Here is a 26,838-nt window from a genome sequence, read left to right as displayed (position 1 = left end):
GGTGCTTACGCCCGGGCCGGGACCAGCCCGAGCCGCGCCACCACCTCGCGCGTGGCCTTGGACCGGTTGAAGGTGTAGAAGTGCAGGTCGGGTACGCCTTCGGCGATGAGCCGCTCGCACAGTTCGGTGATCGCGTCGATCCCGGCGGCGCGGAACGCCTTCGCGTCGCCGGACAGCGGCTCCAGCCGGTCGAGCAGCCGCTGCGACGCGGGGGCGCCGGAGAGCTTGATCTGGGTGTGCAGGGTGCGCGGCGTGGTCAGCGGCATGATCCCGGGCAGCACCAGCGCGTCGCAGCCCGCGGCGGCGACCCGGTCCCGCAGCCGCAGGAAGTCCTCGGCCTCGAAGAACAGCTGGGCGATGGCGAAGTCGGCCCCGGCGCGGAACTTCCGGATCAGGTACTTGGTGTCGGACTCCAGGTCGGGGGAACGCGGGTGCCCGTACGGGAAGGCCGAGACCCCGACGCAGAAGTCGCCGAGCGACCGGACCAGCTCGACGAGTTCCTCGGCGTAGGTCAGCCCCTCCGGATGCGGCACCCAGTCGCCGTACACGTCGCCGGGCGGGTCGCCGCGCAGCGCCAGGATGTTGCGGACGCCGACGGCGGCGTACCAGCCGATCACGTTCCGCAGTTCCGAGACCGAGTGGTTGACCGCGGTGAGGTGCGCCATCGGCACCAGCGTCGTCTCGGTGGCGACCCGCGCGATGCTGCGGATCGTGCCGTCCCGGCTCGACCCGCCAGCGCCGTAGGTGATCGACATGTACGCCGGGTCCAGCGGTTCCAGCTCACGGATCGCCCGCCACAGCACCGCCTCGTCCGCGATGTCCCGTGGCGGGAAGAATTCGATGGAAAAGGCGGGGCCGTCGCCCTGCAGCCGCTCGATCACCGACGTCATATCGGGAATGGTAGAGGGAAATGTCCGCCTCCTGGGAGTCCCCTCCCAGCGACTGGACCCGTTTCCGGGTCTCCTCCACGGCCGCGCTGGACTACGCTCGCCGTGAGGAGTGAGGCATGAGCAGCACGGATGACGAGAGCTGGGACGAGCACGTACGGGTGGCCGTCTACCGCGCGTTCGCCGCGTACGGCCGCCAGCCGACGGCTCCCGAACTGGCCGACGCGGCGGGCGGTTCGCTCGCCGTCGCCAAGCAGGCGCTGCACCGCCTCGCCGACGCCCGCCACCTGGTACTGGACGAGTGCGAGCACGTCGTGCTGGCGCACCCCTTCGCCGCCGCTCCCCTCGGGTTCTCCGTGATGGGCGGGCACACGCTGTGGTGGGGCGGCTGCGCGTGGGACTCCTTCGCGATCCCGCATCTGGTGCCCGGCGAGCCGGAGGTGCTGATCGCGACCCGGTGTCCCGCCTGCGGGACGCCGCACGCGCTCGTCGTCGGCCGCGAAGCGCCGCCGCCGGGCGATCAGGTGGCGCACTTCCTGGTCCCGGTCGCGCGGATGTGGGACGACGTGCTGCGCACCTGCGGCCACCAGCGGCTGTTCTGCGCGGAGTCCTGTGTGGACGGATGGCTCGCGGAAACCGGCAACGCCAAGGGATACGTCATGGATCTCGCGACACTGTGGCGGTTGGCGAAGGGCTGGTACGCGGGCCGCCTCGAGTACGGGTACCGCCGCCGTGAACCGGCGAAGGCGGCCGAATACTTCGCCGGGGCAGGGCTGCGCGGCGCGTTCTGGGAGCGGTGAGGGCCACATCCGGGGGCACCCGGCGCGGCCCTCGTCACACCCGTCGGTGAGGATGTCGACATGAACGCGCTCGTGCCCGACGCCGATCTGCCCGCCCACGTCGAGCGTGCGCTGGCCGGGTTCCTCGGCCGCGCGGGCGAGGAGATCGTGCGCACCGAGCCGAGCGTGCGCGCCGGGATCGAGGCGTTGAGCGGGTTCGTGCTCGGGGGTGGCAAGCGTTTGCGCCCGACGTTCGCCTGGTGGGCCTGGCGCGGCGCGGGCGGCGACCCGGCGGGCCCGGACGCCGAGGGCGTGCTCCAGGCCGTCTCCAGCCTGGAGCTGATCCAGGCGTGCGCGCTGATCCACGACGATCTGATCGACTCCTCCGACTCGCGCCGCGGCTCCCCCACCGTGCACATCGCCTCGGCGAAGCTGCACGCCGACCGCGGCTGGCTCGGCTCGCCCGCGACGTTCGGGCTGGCCACCGCCGTGCTGGTCGGCGATCTCGCGCTGGCCTGGGCCGACGACATGTTCGCCGACGCCCCGCTGCCCGCCGCGACGATGGCCGCCGCCCGGCCCGCGTGGCGGGCGATGCGCACCGAGGTGCTGGCCGGGCAGTACCTCGACGTCCGCACCCAGGCCACCGGCGACGCCTCCCCGGAGGCCGCGCTGAAGATCGACAAGCTGAAGACCGCCGCGTACACCGTGCAGCGCCCGCTGCACCTCGGCGCGGCGCTCGGCGGGGCCGGCGAACAGCTCATCGCCACGCTGCTGGAGTTCGGCGGCGACCTCGGCGTCGCCTTCCAGCTGCGTGACGACCTGCTCGGTGTGTTCGGCGACCCGTCGGTGACCGGGAAACCGGCCGGGGACGACCTGCGCGAGGGCAAGCGCACGCTGCTCGTCGCGCTCGGGCAGCGGCTCGCCGCGGAGCGGGGCGACACCGCCGCCGCGCGCGTGGTCGCCGACGCGATCGGGAACGCCGGGCTGCGCGACGCGGAGGTCGACACCGTGCGCGAGGTGCTCACCGAGGTCGGCGCCGTCGCCGCCGTCGAGCGGCGCATCGACGAACTCACCGCCACCGCGATGGCCGCGCTCGACCGGGCCCACCTGGCCGAGCCCGCGCCCGCGGCGCTCACCGGACTCGTCGTCAAAGCGACCCAGCGGACGTACTGACATGCGCACCATCACCGGTTCCGGTGAGCACGTGGTGGTGATCGGCGCCGGGCTGGCCGGACTCTCGGCCGCGCTGCACCTGCTCGGCGCCGGGCGCCGGGTCACCCTGCTCGAACAGGACAAGGTCCCCGGCGGACGCGCGGGCCAGCACGATTTCGGCGGCAACGCGATCGACACCGGCGCGAGCGTGCTGACCATGCCGGAGCTGCTCGACGAGGCCTTCGCCGCGGTCGGCGAGTCACTCGCGGACACCGTCGCGCTGACGAAGCTCGACCCGGCCTACCGCGCGCGCTACGCCGACGGCAGCTCGCTGGCGCTGCACACCGACGGCGAGGCGATGGAGGCCGAGATCCGGGCGTTCGCGGGCCCGGCCGAGGCGGCGGGCTACCGGCGGCTGCGCCGCTGGCTGACCGAGCTGTACGCCGCCCAGCGGGACCACTTCATCGGCGCCAACTTCGACTCCCCGCTCGACCTGCTCCGCCCGGAGCTGGTCAAACTCGCCGCGCTCGGCGGGTTCGGCAGGCTCGGCCCGCGCATCGGCGAGTTCCTGCGGGACGAGCGCGTCCGGCGGCTGTTCTCGTTCCAGGCGCTCTACGCCGGGCTCGACCCGGCCCGCGCGCTGGGCGCCTACGGCGTCATCGCGTACATGGACACCGTCGGCGGCGTGTACTACCCGGCGGGCGGCATGGGCGCCCTCGCGCGCGCGATGGCCGAGGCCGCCGGGCGGGCCGGGGCCGACCTGCGGTTCGGCACCGAGGCCGCGTGGCTGGAGCGGGTGTCCGAGCGGGTGCGCGCGGTCCGGACGCGCTCCGGCGAGCGGATCCCGTGCGACGCCGTCGTGCTCGCCACCGAGCTCACCACGGCCTACCGGCTGCTCGGCGCGCGGCCCCGGCGCCCGCTGCCGCTGCGGTTCTCGCCCTCGGCGGTGGTGCTGCACGGGCACGCCGACCGCGCCTGGCCGGAACTCGGCCACCACACGATCTTCTTCGGGCGGGAGTGGGAGCGGACCTTCGCCGAGATCATCCGCGAGGGGAGGCTGATGAGCGATCCATCGCTGCTGGTCACCCGCCCGACCGCGACCGACCCCGGGCTGGCCGGGGACGGCGGCCAGATCGTGTCGGTGCTGGCCCCGGCGCCCAACCTGCGGCGCGGGCGGATCGACTGGCCCCGCGTCCGGCACGCCTACCGCGACGAGCTGCTGCGCACGCTGGAGGCCCGCGGGCTCGGCGGGTTCGCCACGGACTTCCGGCTGGACGAGATGCTCACGCCGGACGACTGGGCCGCGCGCGGGCTGGCCGAGGGCACGCCGTTCTCGCTGGCGCACACGTTCACCCAGACCGGTCCGTTCCGCCCGGCCAACCTGGTGCGGGCCGCGGGCAACGTCGTGCTGGCCGGATGCGGGACGACCCCGGGCGTCGGGATCCCGCCGGTGCTGATCTCCGGACGGCTGGCCGCCGAACGGATCACCGGGCGGAACGGCGGCCGATGAGCGCGCGGGAGCTGGACGCGGCCGGGATTCGCGAGGAGGACCTGCGCGCGGCCTACCTCGCGTGCAAGCGGATCAACGCGTATCACGGGCGGACGTTCTTCCTCGCCACCCGGCTGCTGCCCGCCCACGCCCGTCCCGCGGCGCACGCGCTGTACGGCTTCGCGCGCATGGCCGACGAACTGGTCGACAACCCCGAGCCGGGCACCGATCCCGCGATCGCGCTGGACAAGGTCGCCGACCTCGTCGGGGTGGTCTTCGACGGTGGCGCGCCCGGCGACCCGGTGCTGGCGGCGCTCGCCGACACCGTCGCGCGGTACGCGCTGCGGCGGGAGCTGTTCGACGACTTCCTCCACTCGATGCGGATGGACCTGACCGTCACCGAATACGCCACCTACGCCGACCTCGCCGAGTACGTCCACGGTTCGGCCGCGGTGATCGGGCTGCAACTGCTGCCGGTGTTCGGCACGGTCGTGCCGCGCGCCGAGGCCGAACCGGCCGCGGCCGCGCTGGGCGAGGCGTTCCAGCTCACGAACTTCCTGCGCGACATCGGCGAGGACCTCGACCGCGGCCGGCTCTACCTGCCCACCGGGGAACTCGCCGCGTTCGACGTCGACCGGGAGCTGCTGGTCCACTGTAGACAACACGGCGAGCCCGATCCGCGGATCCGCCGCGCGCTCGCGGTCGCGGTGTCGAGGGCGCGGGCGGTCTACCGGCGCGCCGAGGCCGGGATTCCCTTGCTGCGCCCCGAATCCCGCCCGTGCGTGCGCGTCGCGATCACGCTGTACGAGGGCATCCTCGACGAGATCGAACACCTCGGTTACGACGTGCTGAACCGGCGTGCCGTGGTCCCGAAACGACGTCGGCTCGCCGTCGCGCTGCCCGAGCTGATCAGGATGTGGACACGCGGATCGTGACCTAGGCTCGGGATCATGACCACAGCATCGAACAGGCCCGTCCGCATCGGCGTGCAGATCCAGCCGCAGCACGCCGAATACGCCGACATCCGGCGGGCGGCCACCGAGGCGGAGAACCTCGGTGTCGACATCGTGTTCAACTGGGACCACTTCTACCCGCTCTACGGCGACCCCGACGGCAAGCACTTCGAGTGCTGGACCATGCTCGCCGCCTGGGCCGAATCCACCTCCCGCGTCGAGATCGGCGCGCTGGTGACCTGCAACAGCTACCGCAACCCCGAACTGCTCGCCGACATGGCCCGCACCGTCGACCACATCTCGGCCGGGCGGCTCATCCTGGGCATCGGCTCCGGCTGGTTCGAAAAGGACTACGACCAGTACGGCTACGAGTTCGGCACCGCGGGCGGCAGGCTCGACGACCTCGCCGAAGCGCTGCCCCGCATCGAAGACCGGCTCGGCAAGCTGAACCCGGCGCCGACCCGCAAGATCCCGACGCTGATCGGCGGCGGCGGCGAGAAGAAGACGCTGCGGCTGGTCGCGAAGCACGCGGACATCTGGCACAGCTTCGGCGACCCGGAGGTCGTCGAGCGCAAGTCCGGGATCCTCGACCGGCACTGCGCCGACGTCGGCCGGGACCCGGCGGAGATCGAGCGTTCGGTCGCGGTGAAGGGCGACCCCGGCGAGCTGGGCCCCCGGCTGCGCGACCTCGGCGTCTCCCTGTTCACCATCGACGCCAACGGTCCCGACTACGACTTCGAGACCCTCAAGTCGTGGATCGCCTGGCGGGACAAGCAGAACGGCTGATTTCCCGGCGGACGTGCTCTGAAGGCCACCTTGAGGGACTCTAACGCCCTCAAGGTGGCCTTCAGAGGCTTGTCCGACCGCGAACGGAAGATTCGAGACACTCCGAGAGCCCCCGAATACGAGCCTAGCCGCGGGGGCCGACAGCTTCGGGACCGTGCACGGACGCGCGGCACCAGGTCCGTGGGGGCCTCCTTGAGGGACTCTAGGTCCCTCAAGGAGGCCCCCACGGACCGTCGGCGCGGACTAGGCGGCCGCGTCGAAGAACCAGGCGACGGTGAGGGCGCCGGGGTCGACCACCCCGCGCGCGTGCTCGCCGACGTAGCTGGCCCGGCCCCGCTTGGCCAGCAGGTCCTCCGTGGACGCGGCGCCCTCGTGGGCGGCGGTGGCCGCCGCGGCGAGCGCCACGCGGACGTCGTCCCCGCGCGCGGCCGCGGCGGTGAGCGCCGTCGCGGCGGGCACCATGGCGTCGACCATGGTCTTGTGCCCGACCTCGGCGTTGCCCAGCCGCCGCACCGCGGCCTGCGCCCGGTCCGCCGCCGTGGCGAGGACGTCCGAGGAGACCTCCGCGCCGACGGTCTTCGCGAACTCGCGGAACCACATCCCGAACAGCGGGCCGCTGGTGCCACCGGTGTGCAGGAAGGCGTTCGCCACCGCGCCGAACACCGCGCCCGGCGTCCCCGGCGCGTCCGCCGCCAGGTTGGCCGCCGCGCGCTCGACCGCGGAACGCAGGTTCGTCCCGTAGTCGCCGTCGCCCGCGCGCCGGTCGAGCTCGGTCAGCTCGTCGCCCCGGTCGCGTACCGCGCCGATGAACGTGTCGATCCAGGCCCGCGTCTCGGCCGTTCCGAACATGTCCCGCTCCTTCACCACGTCAGCGCCGGGGTCCGCACCGGCGCGTCCCACAACCCGGTCAGTTCCTCGTCGGCCCGCACCAGCGTGATCGAGCACCCGCGCATGTCCAGCGACGTCACGTAGGAGCCGACCAGCGACCGGTCGAGCCGGATGCCCGCGCCGTCGAGGAACGCCGCGAGTTCCCGGTGCACCACCGACAGTTCGAGCGCGTGCGTGGCACCCAGCCCGTTGACGATCGCGAGCACACCGTCACCCCGCCCGAGACCCAGCGCCTCGACGATCGGCGCGGCCAGCTGCGGGACCAGCTCCCGCGCGGGCCCGAACGGACGCCGCCCGATGCCGTGCTCGCCGTGGATGCCCACCCCGAACTCGACCTCGTCGCCGGGCAGTTCGAACGAGGGCCGCGACTGGCCCGGCTGCGTGCAGGACTCCAGCGCGAGCGCCAGGGTGCGGGCCGACCCGGCGACACGGGTGCCCAGCTTCACCAGCTCGGCCAGCGTCGCGCCGCGCTCGGCCGCCGCGCCGCAGATCTTCTCCACCGCGACCACCGCCGCGGTCCCCCGCCTGCCCGGACCGCCCTCCTCCTGGCCGTCGGTCGCCAGGTCGTCGTCGACGAGCACGGTGGCGACCTCGACACCCTCGTCGGCGGCCAGCTCGGCGGCGATGCGGAAGTTCAGCACGTCACCGGTGTAGTTCTTGACGATCAGCAGCACGCCCCGGCCCCGGTCGGCGGCGGTGATCGCGGCCTTGACCTGGAACGCGGTAGGGCTGGCGAAGACGGCGCCCGGCACGGCCGCGTCGAGCATGCCCTCGCCGACGAACCCGGTGTGCAGCGGCTCGTGCCCCGAACCGCCGCCGGACACCAGCGCGACCTTCGGCTTCGCCCGGTCACCCGCGCGCACGACGTAGGCGGGGTCCTCGTGCCACCGGATCAGGTCCGGATGCGCCCGCGACAGCCCTTCCAGGGCCTCCGGCACGAACCCGGCCGGGTCGTTGATCAGCTGCCGTACCACCACGGGCGCCTCCTCGCGCTTGCCTGAGCGACCTCTCACCAACGATATCGCCGCATCACATTCGACATTATCGAATCTGCGGCGACCTTAAGACGCCCCGCCGCTGTTGTAAAGTGCGGACGGTGACCAGGCGAAGGGACGGACGATGATCCAGTCCGTCGACCGGGCGATGCGCATCCTCGGCGTGTTGCGGTCCTCACGGCGGCTGTCCCTGTCCGAACTCGCCGGGCGCCTGGAACTGGCACCGTCCACAGTGCACGGAATCGTGAAAACCCTGCAGGCGCACGGATACGTGCTGCAGGACCGGGCCTCGGCGCACTACCGGCTCGGCCCCGGCGCGCTCAAACTGGGCAACGTCTACCTCGACACCCTGGAGCTGCGCTCCCGCGCCGTCTCCTGGGCCGCCGAGCTGACCCGCGGCACCGGGTACGCGACCCGGACCGGCGTCCCGCTGCCCGGCGAGGTGCTGATCGTGCACCACGAGCCCCGCCCAGACGGGTCCCGGCAGATGCCCGAGGTCGGCATCACCATCCCCGCCCACGCGTGCGCGCTCGGCAAGGCGATCCTCGCGTTCTCTCCGGAAGCGACCGACTGCGCGGGCGAGCTGCGCAGCATGACCAGGGACACGGTGACCACCCCGGAGCGGCTGCGCGCCCAGCTCGACGAGGTCCGCGAACAGGCCGTCGCGACCGAACGCGAGGAGGCGGTCATCGGCGAATGCGGCCTGGCCGCGCCGGTTTTTGACGGCTACGACACCGTCGTGGGCGCGCTCGGCGTCGTCGTCCCGGCACCGGACTGGCCCGCCGGGGACGCCTACGAGACCGTCGCCGGGGCGGTCCGCGGCGCGGCGCGGGCGATCTCCCGCGAACTCGGGGCGACGCGCTGGCCGGTGCCGCCGGACCCCGGTCAGGGGTGACCCTCACCACCACGCGCCCCACCCCCTTCGGCACCCGGTACTAGATTCCCCCTGTGCACGAGGAGAAGAACCCCACGGGCGAGGGCGAGCCGGGCCCGCGCCGCACCCTGCCCGCGGCCGACCTCGCGACCACCGTGGTGTTCGCCGGGTTCATCGCGGTACTCGGCGTCTTCCCCGGCCTGTACCTGGCCGGCGGGAGTGTGCCGGTGGTCCTGCAGAACGCCGGGCCGCTGCTGGCCGGCTGCGTGCTGGGCGCCCGCCGCGCCACCGCCGCCGTCGTGCTCTTCCTCGCGCTCACCGCGATCGGCCTGCCGCTGCTGTCCGGCGGACGCGGCGGGATCGCGCCGTTCCTGGGCCCGAGCTGCGGATTCCTGCTCGGCTGGATCCTCTCCGCGCTCGTCGCGGGCGCGGTCGTGACGCGGGCGAAGCGGGCCGGACTGCCGGTCCTGCTGCTCGCCGCCGTGCTGGGACTGGCCGCGGATTACCTGATCGGCGTCCCCTACCTCGCCTTCTACCTGGGCGACCTGCGCGCGGGTGTGGTGCAGTCGCTGGTCTTCCTGCCCGGGGACGCGATCAAGGTGGTGGCCGTCGCGCTGATCACCTCGGTCCTGCACCGGGCCCTGCCCGGCAGGCTCGCCGGGTCCTCGCGACGGGCGGGCTGATGCTCGCCACTCCCCCGATCATCGGCCCGGGGTCGGTGCCACCCGCGCTGCTGACGCGGGCGCACGGCGCGGCGCGGCGGCTGACCGCCCAGGGCGTCGGCGCGGGCGCGCGGGTGGCGATCGACACCGTGGCGTCTTCGGACACCCTGGCCTGGTTCCTCGGCGCGGACCTCGTGGGCGCCGCCGCGCTGATCGTCGAACCCGGCTGGACGACGCGGGAGCGGGCCGCGGTGCTCGCCGACGCGACCCCGGATCTGGTGGTGACCGGCACGCCCGGGGAAGCCACCGAAGGCGTGACCCCGGCGGGCGACGGGCGAACCTGGTTCTACCTGCCGACGACGTCCGGCAGCGGCGGCACGCCCAAGGTGCTGGCCAGGACCCGGGATTCGTGGCTGGACAGCTTCGCCGCGCTCGGCCCGCTCGACGGGCCGGTGCTCATCCCCGGACCGCTCGGCTCCTCGCTGTTCCTCTTCGGCGCGCTGCACGCGTTCTGGTGCGGACAGGACGTCGAACTACTGCCGAAATGGTCCCCGGCCGCGGCGGCGCGGGCCGCGACGCGGACGAGGTCGGTGCACCTGGTGCCCGCGATGCTGACCGCCCTGCTCGCCGTCCTGGACCGCGAGCCGGGGCTCAGGGCCGCCTGCGCGCTGAAGACGATCGTCTGCGGTGGGGCGCACTTCGGCGCCGGGGACCGCGCGCGGCTCGCCGAGCTGCTGCCGGAAACCGAGCCGCTGTACTACTACGGGTCCGCGGAACACTCGCTGATCGCCGTCGAGCGCGGTGACGGCGGCCTGCGCCCGGTCGCCGGCGTGACCGTCGAGATCCGGGACGGCGTGCTGTGGGTCGATTCGCCGCTGGCACACAGCGCGCGGCTGGACGGCGGCACTCCCCGGTATGTCCACACCGGGTTCTCCACTGTGGACGATCGAGGCGAGTTCGACGGCACCGGCGCGCTGGTGGTGCGCGGGCGGACGGCGTCGATGGTCTCCAGTGGCGGGAAACTGGTCGCCGCCGAGGAGGTCGAGACCGTGCTGCGCGCCGTTCCCGGCGTCACCGACGTCCTCGTGACCGGGACTCCACATCGGACACTCGGCTCGCTCGTGACGGCCGTCGTCGAAACCACGGACACATCCAGCGTCGTCGTGCGAGCACTACGGACGGCCGCGCGCACGGAACTCGAACCGGGGAAACGGCCCCGGCGCTGGCTCGCGGTCAAGGAACTCCCCCGCACCGCCGCCGGGAAACCGGCACGCGCCACCGTCGCGGCGATGCTGCGGGACGGCACACTCGCCGTGGAGACACTGTGAGCAACGAGCGTGTCCCGGTGGTCGTCGCCGCCCGGCGGACCCCGATCGGCGACGCGGGGGGCGCGCTGCGCCGGTACACAGTGGACGAACTCGCCGCGCCCGTGCTGCGCGCGGCACTCGCGGACTCCGGACTGGACACTGTGGACGATGTCCTGCTCGGCAACACCTTCGGGCCCGGCGGAAACACCGCGCGGGTGAGCGCGCTGCGCGCCGGGCTCGGCGAGGCGGTGCCCGGCGCCACGATCGACCGGCAGTGCGCCAGCGGACTCGCCGCGATCGTCACGGCCGCCGCGCTGATCCGCGCGGGTGAGGGCGAAACATACCTCGCGGGCGGCGTGGAAAGCGCGTCCACCGCGCCCTATCGCTTCTGGCGTCCCGAATCCGCGACCGCGCCGCCGCGGGCCTACACCCGCGCGCCGTTCGCGCCCGCGGAGATCGGTGACCCGGAGATGGGGCCCGCCGCGGATCTCGTCGCCGCGGAGGCCGGGATTTCCCGGGAACGCCAGGATGCTTTCGCCGCACGCAGTCACGAGCGCGCGATCGCAGCCCAGCGGGACGGGCGCTTCGCCGCCGAACTCGTCCCGCTCGGCGCCGCCGACCGCGACCAGCGCCCGCGCGCGGGGTTCACCGCCGAACGACTGGCCCGGTTCCGCCCCGCCTTCACCGAGAACGGCACCGCCACCGCCGCGAACTCGTGCGGGATCAGCGACGGCGCCGCCGCCGTGGTGATCACCAGCGAGGCGGTCCGCCGACGGCTCGGGCTGCCCGGGCTCCGGCTGACCGCCTCGGCGACCTCGGCCGTCGACCCGAACCGGCTCGGGCTGGGCGCGGTGCCCGCGATGCGGAAGGTCCTCGACGGCGTACCCGGCGTGGTGGAGTTCACCGAGGCCTTCGCCGGTCAGGCACTGGCCTGCCTCGACGCGGCGGGCATCGACGAGCACACGGTCAGCCCGGACGGCGGTGCGATCGCGCTGGGTCACCCGTGGGGTGCCTCGGGCGCCGTGCTCGTGGTGCGCCTGTTCGGCACCCTGGTCCGGCGGCGGGCCGGGCGCACCGGGCTGGCCGCGCTGTCGGCGGGCGGCGGCGTCGGAGTGGCGACGAGGTGGGAGAGCGTGCCGTGATCGAGTTCGAAGGTGTCGGCCACCGCTACGGCGACCGCGTCGTGCTCGACGGCGTGGACCTGCGGCTGCCCGAGCGGCGCGTCGCGTTCGTCGGCGCGAACGGCTCGGGAAAGTCGACGCTGGCGAGGATGATCAACGGGCTGGTCCACCCGAGCGCGGGCCGGGTCCGGGTCGACGGCCGGGACCCGGTGCGCGAGGGCAGGGCGGTCCGGCGGCGCGTCGGTTTCGTGTTCACCAACCCGGACAGCCAGATCGTCATGCCCACCGCGGGCGAGGACGTCGCCTTCTCGCTGCGCCGAAGTGGACTGTCCAAACCGGACCGCGCGGCTCGTGCGGCGGAGCTGCTCGCCGAATTCGGCCTCGACGGCTACGCCGACCATCCGGCACACGACCTGTCCGGCGGGCAGAAGCAGCTGCTCGCGCTGTGCGCGATGCTCGTCACCGAACCGGACGTGCTCGTCTGCGACGAACCGACGACCCTGCTCGACCTGCGCAACAAACGCCGGTTCGCCGAACGCCTCGAAGGACTCCCGCAGCAGGTCGTGCTGGTGACCCACGACCTCGACCTGCTCGGCGGGTTCGACCGTGTCGTCGTCCTCGACCGGGGGCGGGTGGTGGCCGACGACCGGCCGGAGGCGGCGCTGCGCCGCTACCGGGAGCTGATCGGGTGAACGGCGGCTACCAGCCGGGCAGCAGCCCGCTGCACCGCGCGCCCGCCGGGCCGAAACTGTGCGCACTGCTCGTACTCGCGACGGCGGTGTTCCTGCTGGGCTCGCCATGGTGGCTCGGCGGGATCTGCGTGGCCGTGGTGGCGGGGTACGGGCTCGCGCGCGTCCCGTTCCGCCGGTGCCTGCGCATGTTCCGGGCACTGCTGCTGTTCGCGCTCGTCGTGTTCGCGGTGCAGTGGTGGCTGGTGAGCCTCGACGCCGCGTGGCTGGTGAGCCTGCGGCTGGTGGCGGCGCTGGCCGCCGCGAACCTGTTCACCGCCGTCACCCGGGTCGGCGACCTGGTGGCCGCGATCGAACGGGCGGCGGGCCCGCTGCGCCGGTTCGGCCTGCGCCCGGAGCGGATCGGCCTGCTCGCCGGGCTGACCGTGCAGGCCGTGGCGGCGCTGTCCACGATCGCCGCGCAGGTCCGCGAGGCCGCCAAAGCCCGCGGCGCGGAACACTCGCCGATCGCCGTCGCGGTCCCGTTCCTGGTCCGCACGATCCGTCACGCCGACGAACTCGGCGAAGCACTGGCCGCCCGCGGCGAAGGCGACACCCCCTGACCCGGCGAGTTACGCCCCCAATCACGCGAGACACGCCTCCAATCACGCGAAACGCGCCTTCCCGCACGCGAGTTCTCCATCCCGTCACGTGAGGCCCCATCCCCGCCGGTGAGGTCACCGGAGCATGAGACGGAACTCGCGTGATCAGGCACGGAACTCGCGTGATTCGGGGCGTAACTCGCGTGATCAGGTGGAGATCTCGCGTGATCAGAAGGCCATTGCCTGCGCGCGCCGCTTGACCTCGGTGCCGTGGCTGGTGCGCAGCGCGTTGACCGGGGTGTTCCCCGGCAGCGTGTCGTCCGCGGTGAACAGCCACCGCAGCATCTCGGTCCGGCTGAACCCGGAGTCGGCGAGCACCGTGATGGTGCCCGCGAGCCCCTTCACGACCCCGTCCTTCACGAAGAAGTCCCCGGGCACGCAGAGTTCACCACCCCGGCGTACCGCGATCAGGTGACCATCGCGCAGCATCTGCCGCACCTTGCTGGCCGAGATCCCCAGCACGTCCGCGACCTCCGACAACGGAAGCACGGAGACGGCGGTGTCGAGGATGTCATCGGCGACAGGAATCCCACTCACACGTGACACTGTGCCACATTCCGTCGCTTTTCCCGCTAGTGCGCTCGGGTGACCGGCGAGGGCGCCCCCACCGCGCGTACGCCAGTCCGTACGATCCATGGCTGTGACAAGCACCCACGCCAGCCTGGTCGGAACGCTGCTCGAACAGCGATACCGGGTGGATCGGCTGCTCGCGCGCGGCGGGATGTCATCGGTCTACCGGGGCACCGACACCCGGCTGGACCGGCAGGTCGCGATCAAGATCATGGACCCGCGCTTCGCCGACGACCGCTCGTTCGTGGACCGGTTCGTCCGGGAGGCCCGCTCGGCGGCCCAGCTGCATCACCCACACGTGGTCGCGGTACACGATCAGGGCTTCGACGGCCCGGCCGGCGACGAGCCGGGATACGCCTTCCTCGTGATGGAGCTGGTCGACGGCGGCACCCTGCGCGACCTGATGGACGCGAACGGGCCGCTGGAGTTCTCCCTCGCGCTCACCATCGCCGAGCAGGCCCTCACCGCGCTCGCGGCCGCGCACACCGCCGGGCTGGTGCACCGCGACGTCAAGCCGGAGAACGTGCTCATCGGCCGCGGCGCCACGGTCGGCTCCGGCGGCGTGGTCAAGGTCGCCGACTTCGGGCTCGTCCGCGCCGTCGCCAGCGCCGGGACGACCAGCTCCAGCGTCATCCTCGGCACCGTCGGCTACCTGTCCCCCGAGCAGGTCACCACCGGCGTGACCACCGCGCGCGGGGACGTCTACTCGGCCGGGATCCTGCTGTTCGAGATGCTCACCGGCCAGGCCCCCTACACCGGGGACACCGCGATCTCGGTGGCCTATCGCCACGTCAACGACGATGTCCCCCGGCCGGGTGAGCTGCGGCCGGAGCTGCCGCCCGCGCTCGACGAGCTGGTCCTGCGCGCCACCCGCCGCGACCCGGAACAGCGCCCGGCCGACGCGGGCGTGCTGCTGTCCGAGCTGCTCGCCGTCCGCGCCGAGCTGGGCCTGCCGGTGGTGCCGATCCCGGTGCCCCCACCGCCGGACGCGGCCGAGTCCGACACCGAGCGCACCACGCGGATCGCGCCGGTCACCGACCAGACGCTGCCGGTGACCGGGCCACAGGGCACCCGCGCGCTGACGCGGACCGCCGCGGCCCCGCCACCCCCGCCGCCGCCCGCCGAGCCGCCGATGCCCGCGGAGGAGGCCCGGCAGCCGCGCGACCGTAAGCGGACGATCGCGCTGATCGCCGCCGCGGTGCTGGTGCTGGGCGGGCTGATCGGCGCGTTCGCCTTCATCCTCACCGACTCCGCCCCGAACACCGTGACCGTGCCGATGCTCGCCGGGAAGAACCAGGCCGACGCCGGGGACGCGCTGCGCGCGGCGAAGCTGGTCCCGCAGTTCAACCAGGTCTTCGACAACACCGCGCCCGCCAACACGGTGATCCGGTCGGACCCGGCCGCCGGCACCACCCTGGCGCCGAACTCGACGGTCACCGTCTCGCTGTCCAAGGGCAGGCCGGTGGTCCCCGACATCAAGCCGGGCACCCCGGCCGCCGACGCCGAGCGCGCGCTGCAGGCCGTGCAGCTCACCTCGTCCCGGGGCACCCCGGAGTACAGCAACGAGGTCGCGCAGGGCGCGGTGATCCGCACCGATCCCCAGCCCGGCAGCCCGCTCGACATCGGCAGCCAGGTGGCGCTCGTGCTGTCCAAGGGCCCCGAACCGCTGCCACCGGTCCCCGACGTCACCGGCCGCACGCAGGACGAGGCCTTCAAGATGCTCAAGCAGGCCGGGTTCGAACCGGTACTGGCCGGCGAGGAGTTCAAGAAGGAGGTCGCGGCAGGCTCGGTCACCCGGACCAACCCGGCCGGTGGATCCTCCGCGACCAGCCGCCAGGTCGGCGTGTACGTGTCCAACGCCGTCGAGGTGCCGGACGTGCGGCTCAAACAGCTCGACGACGCGGAGAAGATCCTCGCCGCGGCCGGGCTGAAGTCCGACCGCAAGGGCAAGGGCCACGGCGGATTCCAGTTCGTGATCGACCAGGACCCCAAGCCCGGCGAACGGGTGAAGAAGGGCAGCGAGATCCAGTTGCGGGTGTTCGGTTGATCGGGAACCGGGGCCGGGTGACCGGCGCGATCGGGCCGGGCCTCATCGGCGAGGTGCTGCTCAACGTGCGTGGCGGGACCGAAGCGTTCTACGCCTATCCGGCGGATCCGGAGGAGAACATCGCGTCGGGCACGCAGATCCTGGTGGTGGATTTCGAGCCGCCGCGTACCGTCTACGTCCAGCGGTGGCAACCACTGGGCCGGTGACGGCGTCAGATCTGCACAACCCCGGGCCGTCCCGGCCCGTACAACAGAAGAGAGCGGGGGTGGCGCGGCTATGGGCATCGGAGAAATCCTGCTGTTCTCCGGCGGTGGACTGATCGCGTTCCTGATCATCGTCTTCGGAGTGCTGCGGCTGCTGTACAAGGTCGCCGAGCCGAACGAGGCACTCATCATCTCCGGGCTCGGCGTGCGCGTCGAGCGCCACGAGACCGCCGACAGCCTCGGTTTCAAGATCGTCACCGGGCGCGGGGTCAACGTCATCCCCGGCTTCCAGACCGCGCGACGGCTTTCGCTGGACACGCGCGGGGTCAACCTCCAGGTCTCCTGCGTGACCAAGCAGGGCCTGCCGGTCACCGTGCGCGCGGTGGTCATCTACAAGGTCGGGGACGACTTCGCCTCGATCGCCAACGCCGCCCGCCGCTTCCTCGACCAGCAAAAAGGCATGAACGACACGATCCACGAGCTGTTCTCGGGACATCTGCGCTCGATCGTCGGCGGCCTGACGCTGGAGGACATGATCCACAACCGCGAGGCGCTGACCGGGGAGGTCCGGCAGTCCTCGGCCACCGAGATGATCAAGCTCGGGCTCATCGTGGACTCGCTGCAGATCCAGGAGATCGAGGACGAGACCGGCTACATCCTCAATCTCGGCAAGCCGCACGCCGCCGCCGTCGCGGCCAGCGCGCGGATCGCCGAGGCCGAACGCGACCAGGAGGCGGCCGAGGCCGAGCAGATCGCCGCGGCGAAGAAGGCGGCCGCGGTGCGGGCCAGCCAGATCCAGCAGGCCGGGTACCAGGCCGAGGTGGACGAGGCCAGGGCGAAGGCGGGCCAGGCGGGCCCGCTCGCCGAGGCCAGCTCGCGCCAGGAGGTCGTCGTCCAGGAGACCCGCGCGGCCGAGCTGGAGGCCGCGCTGGCCGAGCAGCGGTTGCAGTCGCAGGTCCGCAAGCCCGCCGACGCGAAGGCGTACGACACGCGGACCACCGCCGACGCGGCCCGTGACGCGCAGATCGCCAGGGCACAGGCCGAGGCGAAGGAGACCGAGCTGCGGGCGGCGGCGGACGCCACCAGGGTGAAGACCGCGGCGGAGGCCGAGGCGCAGGCCACCCGCTCGCGTGCGGAGGCGACCGCGAGCGCGACCAGGGCGACCGGGGAGGCGGAGGCGTCCGCGGCGAAGGCCCGCGGGCTGGCCGCCGCCGAGGCAGCCAAGGCCCAGGGGCTCGCCGAGGCCGAGGCGGCCCGCGCGAAGGGCCTCGCCGAGGCCGAGGCCATCAAGGCGCGGGCCACGGCGCTGGCGGAGAACCAGGAGGCCGTGGTCGCCCAGCAACTCGCCGAACGCTGGCCCGAGATCGTGCAGGCGGGAGCCCAGGCATTCGGTAACGTGGACCACATGGTGGTGCTGAACGGCGCGGACGGGATGTCCGACATGTTCACCAAGGCGCTGTCACTGGGCGGGACCGGCCTCGGCCTGGCCCGGCAGCTGATGGACGCCATGGGCGGCTCGTCGGCACGGCCCGAGGCACGTACTCCCGCCGAGGGCCCGTCGGCACAGCCCGCCGGCGAGGCCGCGCAGCGGCAAGGCGACCTGACGGCCCGCGAATAACGGCGATGAACTTCTTCACGGACGGTCCTCGCGAGCGGCCCCTGTTCCCCGTGCCGGAGCAGGAGCTCTACAGCTACGAGGGCCGTCCGTGGACGGGCCCGCCCACCGAGCACATCGTGCCGGCGGTCCTGCCGTGGGTGATCCAGCTGGCGCGGTCCGAGCGCACGGTGGTCGCGCTGCGCGGTGTCGAGGTGTGGCCGGAGGCCGCGACGCTGCGCCTGTCGGTCTACTCACGGGACAACCTGCTCACCGACGCGCCCCGCGGCACGCTCATCGACCACCGCCGGGTGCCGGACTACCACGCGCTGCTCATCGGCGTGCTGTTCGCCGACGGCAGCCGCGCCAGCTCCGAGACGATCTCGGTGCCCTCGGCGACCGAACCGGACGCGCCGGTGCTGCGGGCGCAGGGCCGCGGCGGGACCGCGTTCCACTTCGACCACGACGTGTTCGTCTGGCCGCTGCCGCCGCCGGGGCCGATGAAACTGATCGTGCAGTGGATCGACCGCGGCATCGCCGAGACGCAGACCCGGCTGGACGGCGGTGCGATCCGGGGCGCGGCTCCCGAGGCGGGCGAGCTGTGGCCGGGCCTGCCGCGCCGCACGGCGAACGAGCTCCCCGCGCGCCGCGTCGGCGCCCAGGTCGCGATCACGCACCAGACCGTCACCGGCGAGACGAGCGCCGGCCCGGGTACCCCGTCGCCGTTGCCCAGCAGAGGCCCCGGCGCCACCTTCTCGCGGCGCGATCCCGCCAACGGGTTTACCCCGGGAACCAACTCGGCTATGCCGGAAGGGCACCCCGAGTCCTGAACACGTTCGGGTGAACGTCACCATGGTTGTCGCGGGTGAAACACCGAGAACACACACCCGTCATATCCCGATGATGCAGTGTTGATGATGCAGTGTCGCTCATCCCCCTTCCCGTTTCCGCCGGACAAGGAGAGGATGCCGATGGCAGGCTCCCCGCTCAGCGCGCTCGACGTGGCTTTCCTTTGCCTGGAAAGCGAAACCGCCCCGATGCACATGGGCGCGGTGCTCACCTTCAGCCCGCGGGAGCCGGTGGATCCCGGCAGAGTGACCGCGCTGCTGGCCCGGCGCGCGAACGGGATTCCGAAGCTGCGTCAGCACGTGCGCACGGCACTGTTCCCGCCCGGCGCCGCCGGCTGGGCCGAGGACCCGGATTTCGTTGCGGCCGACCACATCCGGCACCACCGGGTGAGTACCCTCTACGAACCGGACCCGCTGTCGGCCTTCGCCGCGCGCTGGATCGCCGAGCCGCTCGACACCGGGAAACCGTTGTGGGACTTGACGATCGTGACCGGGCTCCCGGACGGGAAGTTCGCCCTGCTGTTGAAACTGCACCACGCGCTGACCGACGGCGCGGGCGCCTACGCGGTCGCGGTGGGCCTGCTCGACGACGTCACGGCGCCCCGGCGCGCACCCGAAACCACTGCACGTCCGGCGCGGCTACCCGAACCGCGCTCCGCGCTGGACACGGTCAAGGACATGCTCGGCACCACCCTCAGCCAGGCGGGTGAGACGGCCGGGATCGCGTCCTCGGTGATGCGGGCGGCCCGCCCGCCGCTGTCCCCGGTGTCCGCGCCGCCCTCGGCCGAACGGCGGCTCGGCTTCGTCCGGCTGCCGCTGGCCGATCTGCGCCGCGTCCGGCGGGCACACGGCGGCACCACCAACGACGTCGTGCTCGCGGTGCTCGCCGGCGCGCTGCGGGAGTGGCTGGTCAACCGCGGCAAACGGGCCGACGGCCGGTCCCTGCGCGCGCTCATCCCGGTCAGCGTGCGCGGCCGGGCCACCGAGCAGCTCGGCGGGAACAAGCTGTCCGGATACCTGTGCGAGCTCCCGGTGGGCGTGGACGATCCGGTGGCCCGGCTGCGTCAGGTCCGCCGCGCGATGAGCCGCAACAAGGCGGCGGGCCCCTCCCGCGGCGCCGGCGCGTTCCCGCTACTGGCCGAACGGGTACCGAGCGTGCTGCACCGGCTCGGCACCCGCACCGCGGGGCTAGCCGCGCCGATGCTGTTCGACCTCGTGGTGACCACGGTCCCGCTGCCGCCCGCGCGGCTGACGCTCGACGGCGCCCGGATGACCGAGGTGTACCCGTTCGTCCCGCTGGCGCCCCGGCACGCGGTCGGTGTCGCGGTCGCCACCTACCGCGACACCGTCCACATCGGACTCCAGGCGAACGGCGCGGAGGTCTCCGACGTCGGTTCCCTGCGCGACGCCGTCCTCAAGTCCGCCGCCCGCCTCGTCGACGCCTCCTGACCGTCCGGGCCTCAAACGCCCCAATGGGCTTTTTTCATCCTGGGTTTTGGCTGGTCGGGGGTGGTTTGACAGGGTGTGGTAGTGGTCAGGTTGTGGTGTCGCGGACGTGGTGTTCGTGCTGGGTCAGGACGAGGATGGCGCGGATGAGGGTGGTGGCGTGGCGGGGTGCCATGCGGAGTTTGTCGAGGATGCGCCAGGTTTTGAGGGCGGCGAAGCCGCCCTCAAAACCTGGCAGCGCATCGCGTTGAACACGCTGTTCGCGCGTTTCTGCGCGTCGGTCAACGGCCGGTTCGCCTCAGCCTTGTAGGGGGTGAGCACGACCTGCTCACACGGACCGTCGCAATGCTCGCAGTCGGGGGTGTCACGGACGTCTTTGTGCCAGCCCTGGTATCCCTTGTCGGCGGCGGGGGTCAGGCCGTGGGCGTGGATGCGGTCGCGTAGCCGGTGGTGGCGGGCGGCACGGATATCGGCGGTCTTGCCTTCCAGCACCGCCGAGACCCACACCAGCCGTCCGTGCTCGTCGGTCAGGCCCTGCACGTTGAGGCCGTGGTGTTTGTGTTTACCGCTGTAGTTGCGGCGATTGTCGGTGCCGGTGCGGCGACGGGTGCGGATCAGGGTGCCATCGGCCAGCACCACCACCGCACCCCGGGCGACCAACCGCCGCAGCGCCCGGTCCAGCCGGGGCGCCCGGTCCGCGAGCAGCCGGATGGTCTCCAGCAGCCAGCGACGGATCGTGGAGGCCGACACCGCGTTGGCGCGGGACAAGTCCAGCAGCCGCTGGTCATGGCGCAGCATCGCCAGCACCAGCACCGCCTGCTCGGCCGCCGACACCTTGCGCCACCGCGACCCGATCACACGACGACGCCGGCTGATCAACCCGGTCAACATCGCGATCGTGGCCGCCGACACCGGCAACGCACTGCGATAAGAAGCGACGACCTGCTGTGAGACAGTGGGAGCGGAGCCCCCGGACGTGGATTCTTGAGTCACGACTTGATCAACATCCGGGGGGCTCCACCACGTTCCCACACCACCGGCAGGCAACCCAGCAAACCCGTTACAGCACAACCACTCCCAGCACCATCAACCCCACCCCACCAGCACCAACAGGATGAAAAAAGCCCAATGTGGCATTGGGTGCGTCCAACGCACCCAATGTGGCGTTCGGTGCATCCAACGCACCGAACGCCACATTGGGGCGCATGACGGCCGGAAACTCAGCCGCGGAGCATTTCGGCGACGAGGAAAGCCAGTTCCAGCGACTGCTGGGTGTTGAGCCGCGGGTCGCACGCGGTCTCGTAGCGGCCGGACAGGTCGACGTCGGAGATCTCCTGGGCGCCGCCGAGGCATTCGGTGACGTCCTCGCCGGTCAGCTCGACGTGGATGCCGCCGGGGTAGGTGCCCAGCTTGTTGTGCACCTCGAAGAAGCCCTGGACCTCGTCGACGATGCGGTCGAAGTGCCGGGTCTTGTAGCCGGTGGACGACTCGTGCGTGTTGCCGTGCATCGGGTCGCACTGCCAGATGACCTTGTGCCCGGTGGCCTCGACCTTCTCCACGATGCCGGGCAGCGCCTCGCGGACCTTGCCGTTGCCCATCCGCGAGATCAGCGTCAGCCTGCCGGGCTCGTTGCGCGGGTCGAGCCGCTCGACGTACTCCACGGCCATCTCCGGCGTGGTGGTCGGGCCGATCTTGAGGCCGATCGGGTTCGACAGCAGCTCGGCGAAGGCGATGTGCGCGCCGTCGAGCTGGCGGGTGCGCTCCCCGATCCACAGGAAGTGCGACGAGAGGTTGTACAGCTTCGGGTTCGTCGCGTCGGCGTTGTCCAGCCGCAGCAGCGAGCGCTCGTAGTCGAGCAGCAGCGCCTCGTGGCTGGCGAAGATCTCGGTCGAGTGCAGCGAGGTGTCGGTGACGCCGCAGGCGTTCATGAACCGCAGGCCGCGGTCGATCTCGGCGGCCAGCGCCTCGTACCGCTCCCCCGCCGGCGAGGAGGACACGAAGTCCTTGTTCCAGTCGTGCACCTGGTGCAGGTCGGCCATGCCCGCGCCGGTCAGCGCGCGGACCAGGTTCATCGCGGCGCCCGCGTTCGCGTAGGCGCGGATCATCCGGCCCGGGTCCGGCACGCGCAGCTCGGGCTTGGCGACCAGCGAGTTGATGATGTCGCCGCGGTAGACCGGCAGGCCCAGCGCGTCGGTGGCGGCCGAGCGGGGCTTCGCGTACTGCCCGGCGATGCGCCCGACCTTGATCACCGGCAGGCTCGCGCCGTAGGTGAGCACGACGGCCATCTGCAGCAGCGTGCGGAGGTTGGCGCGGATGTGCGGCTCGGTGTTGGACTCGAACGTCTCCGCGCAGTCACCGCCCTGGAGCAGGAACGCCTCGCCGCGGGCGACCATCGCGAGCCTGCTCTTGAGCCGGTCGATCTCGGCGGGCACGGTGATCGGCGGCACACTCTCCAGCACGCCGCGGACCCGGTTGGTCAGCTCGGGGTCGGGCCACTCGGGCTGCTGGGCCGCGGGCCGGGCGAGTGCGGTGTCCAGCCGCGCACGCAGCTCCGGCGGCAGCGGAGGCAGTTCGGGGAGCGTGTCGACGGGAACATCCACAGTCCAGTTCACCCGACCAGCATAAGACGGGGCCCGCGTCACCGGGGAGGAACCCGCCAAGGGGGACACACCGGGTGACCTCCGGCGTGCCCCCGCCGGATCAGGCCGGGCAGGAACCGTCGCGCGCCGGGAGCACGCCACGCAGCAGATAACGCAGCACGACCTCGTTCGCGCAGGCGTTGCGCTTGGGGAACACACCGTGCCCGCCCTGGTCCACGGTCGTCATGGTGGCCCGGCCGCCCAGTGCCACGCGCATGTCCTGCGCACCGGACAACGGCGTCGCCGGGTCACGCAGGTTCTGCACGAGCAGCAGGTTCCTCGGCCCCGGCCCGCCGACGCGCACCGGCGGTTCGGCGCGCTCCACCGGCCAGAACGCGCACGGGTTCACGTTCGCCGCCGCGGGCCCGAACCTCGGGTGCGTCACCCGCTCCCGCTCGACCGCCCGCTGGTAGTAGCCGACGTCGGCGGGCCAGTCGGTGTCGTTGCACTCGACCTGCAACTGCAGGGCCGCGTGGTTGTCCCCGTCGAGCGGGCCGCCAGCCCGGACGGCGGCCTCCCCCGCCCAGTCCGCGGCCAGCGCCGGGAAGTTCGCGTCGTCGTAGAACGCGGTCCAGGTACGCGCCCGGAACTCCGGGCCGCGGACGGCGGCCAGTTCGTCGAACTTCGCGATCACCGCCGAAGGTGTCCGGCCGAGGTGGTAGACGTCGTCGCGGGCCGCCGCCCACGCGGCGAAGTCCGGCAGCCGGTCGTCGAAACCCTCGGCGAACCGCCGCTGCGACCGCACGCCCCCGTGCGGCCCGGTGACGCTGTCCAGCACGAACCGGTCGGTCTTGGCGGGGAACATCGAGGCGTACGCGGCGCCGAGATACGTACCGTAGGAGGACCCGTAGTAGGAGATCGTGCGCTCGCCCAGCGCCGCCCGGATCCGGTCCAGGTCACGCGCGGTGTTCGCGGTGGTCATGTGCGGCAGCAGGTCCGCCGTCGGCGCGGCGGCGCACTGGCGGGCCACCGCCCTGGCCTTGACGGCGGTTTCGGCGACGTCCCGCGGCCCGTTCGCGTAGGGGCCGATGATCGCCCCTCGCTGGTCCGCAGCCATGCCGCAGGTCACCGGGGTGCTGTAGCCGACGCCACGCGGGTCGAACCCGATCACGTCGTAGGCCTCGGGCAGCCCCGAGGAGCCGAGCCGCGCCATCAGCTGCGCGGGCATCGGCAGTCCGGGCCCGCCGGGACCTCCCGGGTTCATCAGCAGGACACCACGTCGTTTCGCCGGGTCGGGGCCGGCGTGACGGGAGATCGTGAGTTCGATGGTCCGCCCGCCGGGATCGGCGTAGTCGAGCGGAACGCGCAGTTTCGCGCATTCCAGCCCGGCGGTCGGGGACTGGGGCAGGCCGTAGTCCGGGCACGGCGTTGTCCACTTGAGACTCGACACCTCGGCGTTCGCGACAGGAACGGCCGTCACGAGCGGGACAAAGGCCAGTAGTACCAACGTTTTTCGCATGCCCCTCAGCGTCGCGCACCGGCCCTGCCCGCGCGTCGGACCCCGGCATGAAGCCGCGGCTCAACCCGTGGGCTGAACCGCGGCTTCGGCGGTCAGGCCGCCTGTGCCTTGCCGTACAGCGTCTGCGCGTCCGCGCCGAAGTACGGCCCGAACATCGTGTTGGGCAGGAAGGTGTAGCCGAAGCTGTTCACCGAGGCCTGCACGCCGGTGCCGGTGGCCTCGTCGAAGTTCAGGAACCACGGTCCTCCGCTCGACCCACCGGTCATATTGCACGACATGCCGTGGTCCTGGGTCAGCAGGAAGTCGGTGATCGTCGGCCCGCTGCAGTAGATCAGCTTCGTGCCGTCGTAGGGCGCCGCCGCCGGGTAGCCGAAGGTGTACATCGTCTGGTTGCGTGCCTGGTTGAACGCGATGCCCTGGGCCCCGACGACGTCGGTGAGACGCTTACCGTCGAGCGGGTTGACCACCGCCATGCCGACGTCGTAGTTCATGTCCTCGCTCGCCTCCCACTGCGGGGTGGTGAGCGTCTTCTTCGCGGTCCACTGGCCGTAGGGCGCGTTGCCGTTGTCGTAGCCGGGCACGAAGACCCAGTCGGTGTGCCAGGTGCCCTGGTACTTCACGCAGTGCCCGGCGGTGACCACGACACTGGCGTTCGCGCTCGTGACCGCGTCGCCGGAGCAGGATGCCTTGCGGCCGTTGAAGGTGAAGAACACGCGTCCGGCCGTCTTGGTCACCTTGCCGCCGCCGGTCCACGCGCCGCCGCCGTTCGGCACGCTCCGCGGGATGACGGTGCCGAGTCCCTTCGCGACGTCCTTGAAGACGCCGGTCGGTGCCTGGAGGAGTTTGTCGAGCGGGATGGCGGATCGCATCGCCTCGGCGGTCCAGCGCCCGGCGACGGCCTTCGCCTTGGCCGGGGTGTCGGCCGCCGCGTGGACGGCGGGCCCTGGCGTCGCGTCGGCGGGTGCGCCGAGGACGGTCATCGTCAGGCCGGTGATCGCGGTGAGAACTGCTGCTCGGACGGTTCGTTTCATGGACGCCTCACTTCCCGCGAAAGTGAACTGTGGCCGCTGTGACACTTTCCACGGAAAGGCACAGCTACTCGAAAGTAGTTCCCGGTTCACAAACGGGCAGCCGCCGTTCGGCGGCACCGGCCCCGGCATCCGGTCCAACACGGCGGGGTTCTCGCGGCGGACGAGCGCCCCAATGTGGCGTTCGGTGCGTCCAACGCACCGAACGCCACATTCGCTGCGTCCAACGCACCCAATGCCACATTGGGGCGTTTGCGAGCCGGACCTACACGACGGCCAGGGGCAGGGCGGTCGGGTGCACCGGGGCGGGCAGGTCCGACGCGCCGGTCAGATAGGCGTCGACGGCGTGGGCCACCGAACGGCCCTCCGCGATCGCCCACACCACCAGCGACGCGCCGCGGTGCGCGTCGCCGCAGACGAACACGCCCGGGGCCGAGGTCTGCCAGTCGGCACCGCAGGAGAGCGTGCCCCGCCGGGACAGGCCGAGCCCGAGCCCGTCGAGCAGCGGCATCTCCTCGACACCTTCGAAGCCGATCGCCAGCAGTACCAGGTCGGCCGGCAGCGTCTCGACCTCGTCGGTGACCGGGACGACCTCACGCCGCCCAGTCTCGCGGTCCTTGTGCACCCGCACCTGTTGCAGCTCGATCGCCTTCACCCGGCCTTCGTCGTCGCCGACGAACCGCTTGACCGCCACCGCGAAGCGACGCTCACCGGCCTCCTCGTGCGCCGGGTAGGTGCGCAGGATGTAGGGCCAGGTCGGCCACGGCGACCGGTCGTCGTCCCTTGTGGACGGTGGGGTCGGGTACTGGTCCAGCTGGGTCACCGAAAGCGCGCCCTGCCGGGTCGCGGTGCCGTAGGAGTCGGCGCCGGTGTCGCCACCGCCGATGATCACCACGTGCTTGCCCTCGGCGTCGATCGGCGACGGCCCGTCGCCCTCGACGTACCGGTTGGCGGGCACCAGGTGTTCCATCGCCAGGTGGATCCCGGACAGCTCGCGGCCCGGCGTGGTCCGGTCGTCGCGGCCGCGCAGCGCGCCGACCGCGAGCACCACGGCGTCGTACTGCTCGCGCAGTTCCTCCACCGTCAGATCGACGCCGACCTCACAGCCGGTGACGAACCGGGTGCCCTCCTTCTTCAGCTGCGCCAGCCGCCGGTCGAGGACCTTCTTCTCCATCTTGAACTCGGGGATGCCGTAGCGCAGCAGCCCGCCGAGGCGGTCGTCCCGCTCGAACACGGTGACCTCGTGCCCGGCCCGCGTCAGCTGCTGCGCGGCGGCGAGCCCGGCCGGGCCGGACCCCACCACGGCCACGCGCTGCCCACTGGCCACTTCGGACACCTGTGGCTGCACGTAACCGGCTTCCCAGGACTGGTCGGCGATCGTGGCCTCGACGCGCTTGATCGCGACCGGCCCGCCGGAAAGCGGCGAGATGGACAGCACGCAGCCCGCCTCGCACGGCGCCGGGCACAGCTTCCCGGTGAACTCGGGGAAGTTGTTGGTCGCGTGCAGCCGGTCGCTGGCCGCGGACCAGTCGCCCCGGCGGACCAGGTCGTTCCACTCCGGGATCAGATTGCCCAGTGGGCAACCGGAACCACCGGAGTGACAGAACGGGATGCCGCAGTCCATACAGCGCGAAGCCTGCGTCCGGACCTGTTCGTTGCGCTCGCCGGATTCGAGGTCCGCGTAGACCTCACCCCACGACGCCAGACGGTCCTCTTTGGACTTCTTCTGCGGTTCTTCCCTTTTGTGATTGAGAAACCCAGTCGGATCAGCCACGAGCCGC

At 72.3% G+C, this 26,838-nt stretch carries 25 protein-coding genes; 16 read left to right on the top strand and 9 right to left on the bottom strand.

The features are described 5' to 3' along the window. Positions 1-5 precede the first annotated feature (5 nt). Complete coding sequence (locus ABD987_RS34030) at positions 6-890, bottom strand: methylenetetrahydrofolate reductase (RefSeq protein ID WP_345403710.1); 885 nt, start codon at positions 888-890, stop codon at positions 6-8. A gap of 116 nt (positions 891-1,006) precedes the next feature. On the opposite strand from ABD987_RS34030, the gene merB reads away from it, so the two are divergent. Genes merB through ABD987_RS34005 form a run of 5 tightly spaced genes read left to right on the top strand, consistent with a single transcriptional unit; the run spans position 1,007 to position 6,046 of the window. Continuing rightward, on the top strand, positions 1,007-1,687 hold the full coding sequence (merB, locus tag ABD987_RS34025; protein ID WP_345403708.1) for an organomercurial lyase: 681 nt from the start codon (positions 1,007-1,009) through the stop codon (positions 1,685-1,687). A gap of 60 nt (positions 1,688-1,747) precedes the next feature. Further along, entirely contained in the window at positions 1,748-2,839 is a 1,092-nt protein-coding gene (locus ABD987_RS34020) for a polyprenyl synthetase family protein (RefSeq protein WP_345403705.1), read from the top strand. A 1-nt stretch (position 2,840) separates the two neighbouring features. Then, positions 2,841-4,328, top strand: a complete 1,488-nt coding sequence (gene crtI / locus ABD987_RS34015; protein WP_345403702.1) for a phytoene desaturase family protein — start codon at positions 2,841-2,843, stop codon at positions 4,326-4,328. Then, on the top strand, positions 4,325-5,242 hold the full coding sequence (locus ABD987_RS34010; protein ID WP_345403699.1) for a phytoene/squalene synthase family protein: 918 nt from the start codon (positions 4,325-4,327) through the stop codon (positions 5,240-5,242). The genes crtI and ABD987_RS34010 overlap by 4 nt, the downstream gene beginning before the upstream one ends. Before the next feature lie 15 nt (positions 5,243-5,257). Then, on the top strand, positions 5,258-6,046 hold the full coding sequence (locus ABD987_RS34005) for an LLM class F420-dependent oxidoreductase (RefSeq protein ID WP_345403696.1): 789 nt from the start codon (positions 5,258-5,260) through the stop codon (positions 6,044-6,046). A 243-nt stretch (positions 6,047-6,289) separates the two neighbouring features. On the opposite strand, the gene dhaL is transcribed toward ABD987_RS34005, so the two are convergent. Beyond that, the gene (dhaL, locus tag ABD987_RS34000) at positions 6,290-6,895 is read right to left on the bottom strand and encodes a dihydroxyacetone kinase subunit DhaL (protein WP_345403693.1); all 606 of its coding nucleotides are present in this window, start codon (positions 6,893-6,895) and stop codon (positions 6,290-6,292) included. A gap of 11 nt (positions 6,896-6,906) precedes the next feature. After that, complete coding sequence (locus ABD987_RS33995; protein WP_345403690.1) at positions 6,907-7,911, bottom strand: dihydroxyacetone kinase subunit DhaK; 1,005 nt, start codon at positions 7,909-7,911, stop codon at positions 6,907-6,909. A gap of 142 nt (positions 7,912-8,053) precedes the next feature. Between ABD987_RS33995 and ABD987_RS33990 the strand changes: the two genes are divergently transcribed. The 6 genes from ABD987_RS33990 to ABD987_RS33965 are packed head-to-tail and all read left to right on the top strand — an operon-like array spanning position 8,054 to position 13,184. Further along, positions 8,054-8,824, top strand: a complete 771-nt coding sequence (locus ABD987_RS33990) for an IclR family transcriptional regulator (protein ID WP_345403687.1) — start codon at positions 8,054-8,056, stop codon at positions 8,822-8,824. Positions 8,825-8,877: 53 nt separating this feature from the next. Continuing rightward, positions 8,878-9,486 (top strand): biotin transporter BioY, encoded by a 609-nt coding sequence (locus tag ABD987_RS33985; RefSeq protein ID WP_345403684.1) that lies wholly within the window; start codon positions 8,878-8,880, stop codon positions 9,484-9,486. Continuing rightward, the gene (locus ABD987_RS33980; RefSeq protein ID WP_345403681.1) at positions 9,486-10,793 is read left to right on the top strand and encodes an AMP-binding protein; all 1,308 of its coding nucleotides are present in this window, start codon (positions 9,486-9,488) and stop codon (positions 10,791-10,793) included. The genes ABD987_RS33985 and ABD987_RS33980 overlap by 1 nt, the downstream gene beginning before the upstream one ends. Beyond that, positions 10,790-11,914 (top strand): thiolase family protein, encoded by a 1,125-nt coding sequence (locus tag ABD987_RS33975; RefSeq protein WP_345403678.1) that lies wholly within the window; start codon positions 10,790-10,792, stop codon positions 11,912-11,914. The genes ABD987_RS33980 and ABD987_RS33975 overlap by 4 nt, the downstream gene beginning before the upstream one ends. Continuing rightward, positions 11,911-12,585 carry an energy-coupling factor ABC transporter ATP-binding protein gene (locus tag ABD987_RS33970; RefSeq protein WP_345403675.1) on the top strand — a complete coding sequence of 225 codons (675 nt, stop codon included), beginning with the start codon at positions 11,911-11,913 and terminating at the stop codon, positions 12,583-12,585. Before ABD987_RS33975 ends, ABD987_RS33970 begins: the two co-directional genes overlap by 4 nt. Continuing rightward, positions 12,582-13,184: an energy-coupling factor transporter transmembrane component T family protein gene (locus ABD987_RS33965; protein ID WP_345403672.1), complete on the top strand. Its 603-nt coding sequence runs from the start codon at positions 12,582-12,584 to the stop codon at positions 13,182-13,184. Before ABD987_RS33970 ends, ABD987_RS33965 begins: the two co-directional genes overlap by 4 nt. 207 nt (positions 13,185-13,391) lie before the next feature. On the opposite strand, the gene ABD987_RS33960 is transcribed toward ABD987_RS33965, so the two are convergent. Continuing rightward, positions 13,392-13,760, bottom strand: a complete 369-nt coding sequence (locus ABD987_RS33960; protein WP_345403669.1) for an Rv2175c family DNA-binding protein — start codon at positions 13,758-13,760, stop codon at positions 13,392-13,394. Positions 13,761-13,863: 103 nt separating this feature from the next. On the opposite strand from ABD987_RS33960, the gene pknB reads away from it, so the two are divergent. From pknB to ABD987_RS33935, 5 genes are all read left to right on the top strand, one after another. Beyond that, a complete protein-coding gene (pknB, locus tag ABD987_RS33955; RefSeq protein WP_345403666.1) occupies positions 13,864-15,840 on the top strand; it encodes a Stk1 family PASTA domain-containing Ser/Thr kinase in 1,977 nt (658 codons plus the stop codon). Further along, positions 15,837-16,046 (top strand): hypothetical protein, encoded by a 210-nt coding sequence (locus tag ABD987_RS33950; RefSeq protein WP_345403663.1) that lies wholly within the window; start codon positions 15,837-15,839, stop codon positions 16,044-16,046. The genes pknB and ABD987_RS33950 overlap by 4 nt, the downstream gene beginning before the upstream one ends. 70 nt (positions 16,047-16,116) lie before the next feature. After that, positions 16,117-17,661, top strand: coding sequence for an SPFH domain-containing protein (locus tag ABD987_RS33945; RefSeq protein WP_345403660.1), 1,545 nt, complete (start codon positions 16,117-16,119; stop codon positions 17,659-17,661). Positions 17,662-17,666: 5 nt separating this feature from the next. Then, positions 17,667-18,467, top strand: coding sequence for a hypothetical protein (locus tag ABD987_RS33940; protein ID WP_345403658.1), 801 nt, complete (start codon positions 17,667-17,669; stop codon positions 18,465-18,467). 141 nt (positions 18,468-18,608) lie between these two features. Beyond that, the gene (locus tag ABD987_RS33935) at positions 18,609-19,934 is read left to right on the top strand and encodes a wax ester/triacylglycerol synthase family O-acyltransferase (RefSeq protein WP_345403655.1); all 1,326 of its coding nucleotides are present in this window, start codon (positions 18,609-18,611) and stop codon (positions 19,932-19,934) included. Positions 19,935-20,057: 123 nt separating this feature from the next. Here the strand turns inward: ABD987_RS33935 and ABD987_RS33930 are convergent, their stop codons facing one another. The 5 genes from ABD987_RS33930 to ABD987_RS33910 form a co-directional block, all read right to left on the bottom strand. After that, a complete protein-coding gene (locus ABD987_RS33930) occupies positions 20,058-20,843 on the bottom strand; it encodes a transposase family protein (protein WP_345404008.1) in 786 nt (261 codons plus the stop codon). Positions 20,844-21,151: 308 nt separating this feature from the next. Further along, positions 21,152-22,543: a class II 3-deoxy-7-phosphoheptulonate synthase gene (locus ABD987_RS33925; RefSeq protein WP_345403652.1), complete on the bottom strand. Its 1,392-nt coding sequence runs from the start codon at positions 22,541-22,543 to the stop codon at positions 21,152-21,154. Positions 22,544-22,631: 88 nt separating this feature from the next. Beyond that, positions 22,632-24,029, bottom strand: coding sequence for an alpha/beta hydrolase (locus tag ABD987_RS33920; protein WP_345403649.1), 1,398 nt, complete (start codon positions 24,027-24,029; stop codon positions 22,632-22,634). A gap of 92 nt (positions 24,030-24,121) precedes the next feature. Further along, positions 24,122-25,060: a trypsin-like serine peptidase gene (locus tag ABD987_RS33915; RefSeq protein ID WP_345403646.1), complete on the bottom strand. Its 939-nt coding sequence runs from the start codon at positions 25,058-25,060 to the stop codon at positions 24,122-24,124. A 262-nt stretch (positions 25,061-25,322) separates the two neighbouring features. Further along, complete coding sequence (locus ABD987_RS33910; RefSeq protein ID WP_345403643.1) at positions 25,323-26,831, bottom strand: glutamate synthase subunit beta; 1,509 nt, start codon at positions 26,829-26,831, stop codon at positions 25,323-25,325. Positions 26,832-26,838: the final 7 nt, after the last annotated feature.

The sequence above is a fragment of the Amycolatopsis samaneae genome (genome assembly GCF_039541975.1).
GTDB classification, from domain to species: Bacteria; Actinomycetota; Actinomycetes; order Mycobacteriales; family Pseudonocardiaceae; genus Amycolatopsis; species Amycolatopsis samaneae.
Note: the sequence above shows the minus strand (reverse complement) of the source record. Positions and strands in the feature narration are given on the sequence as shown.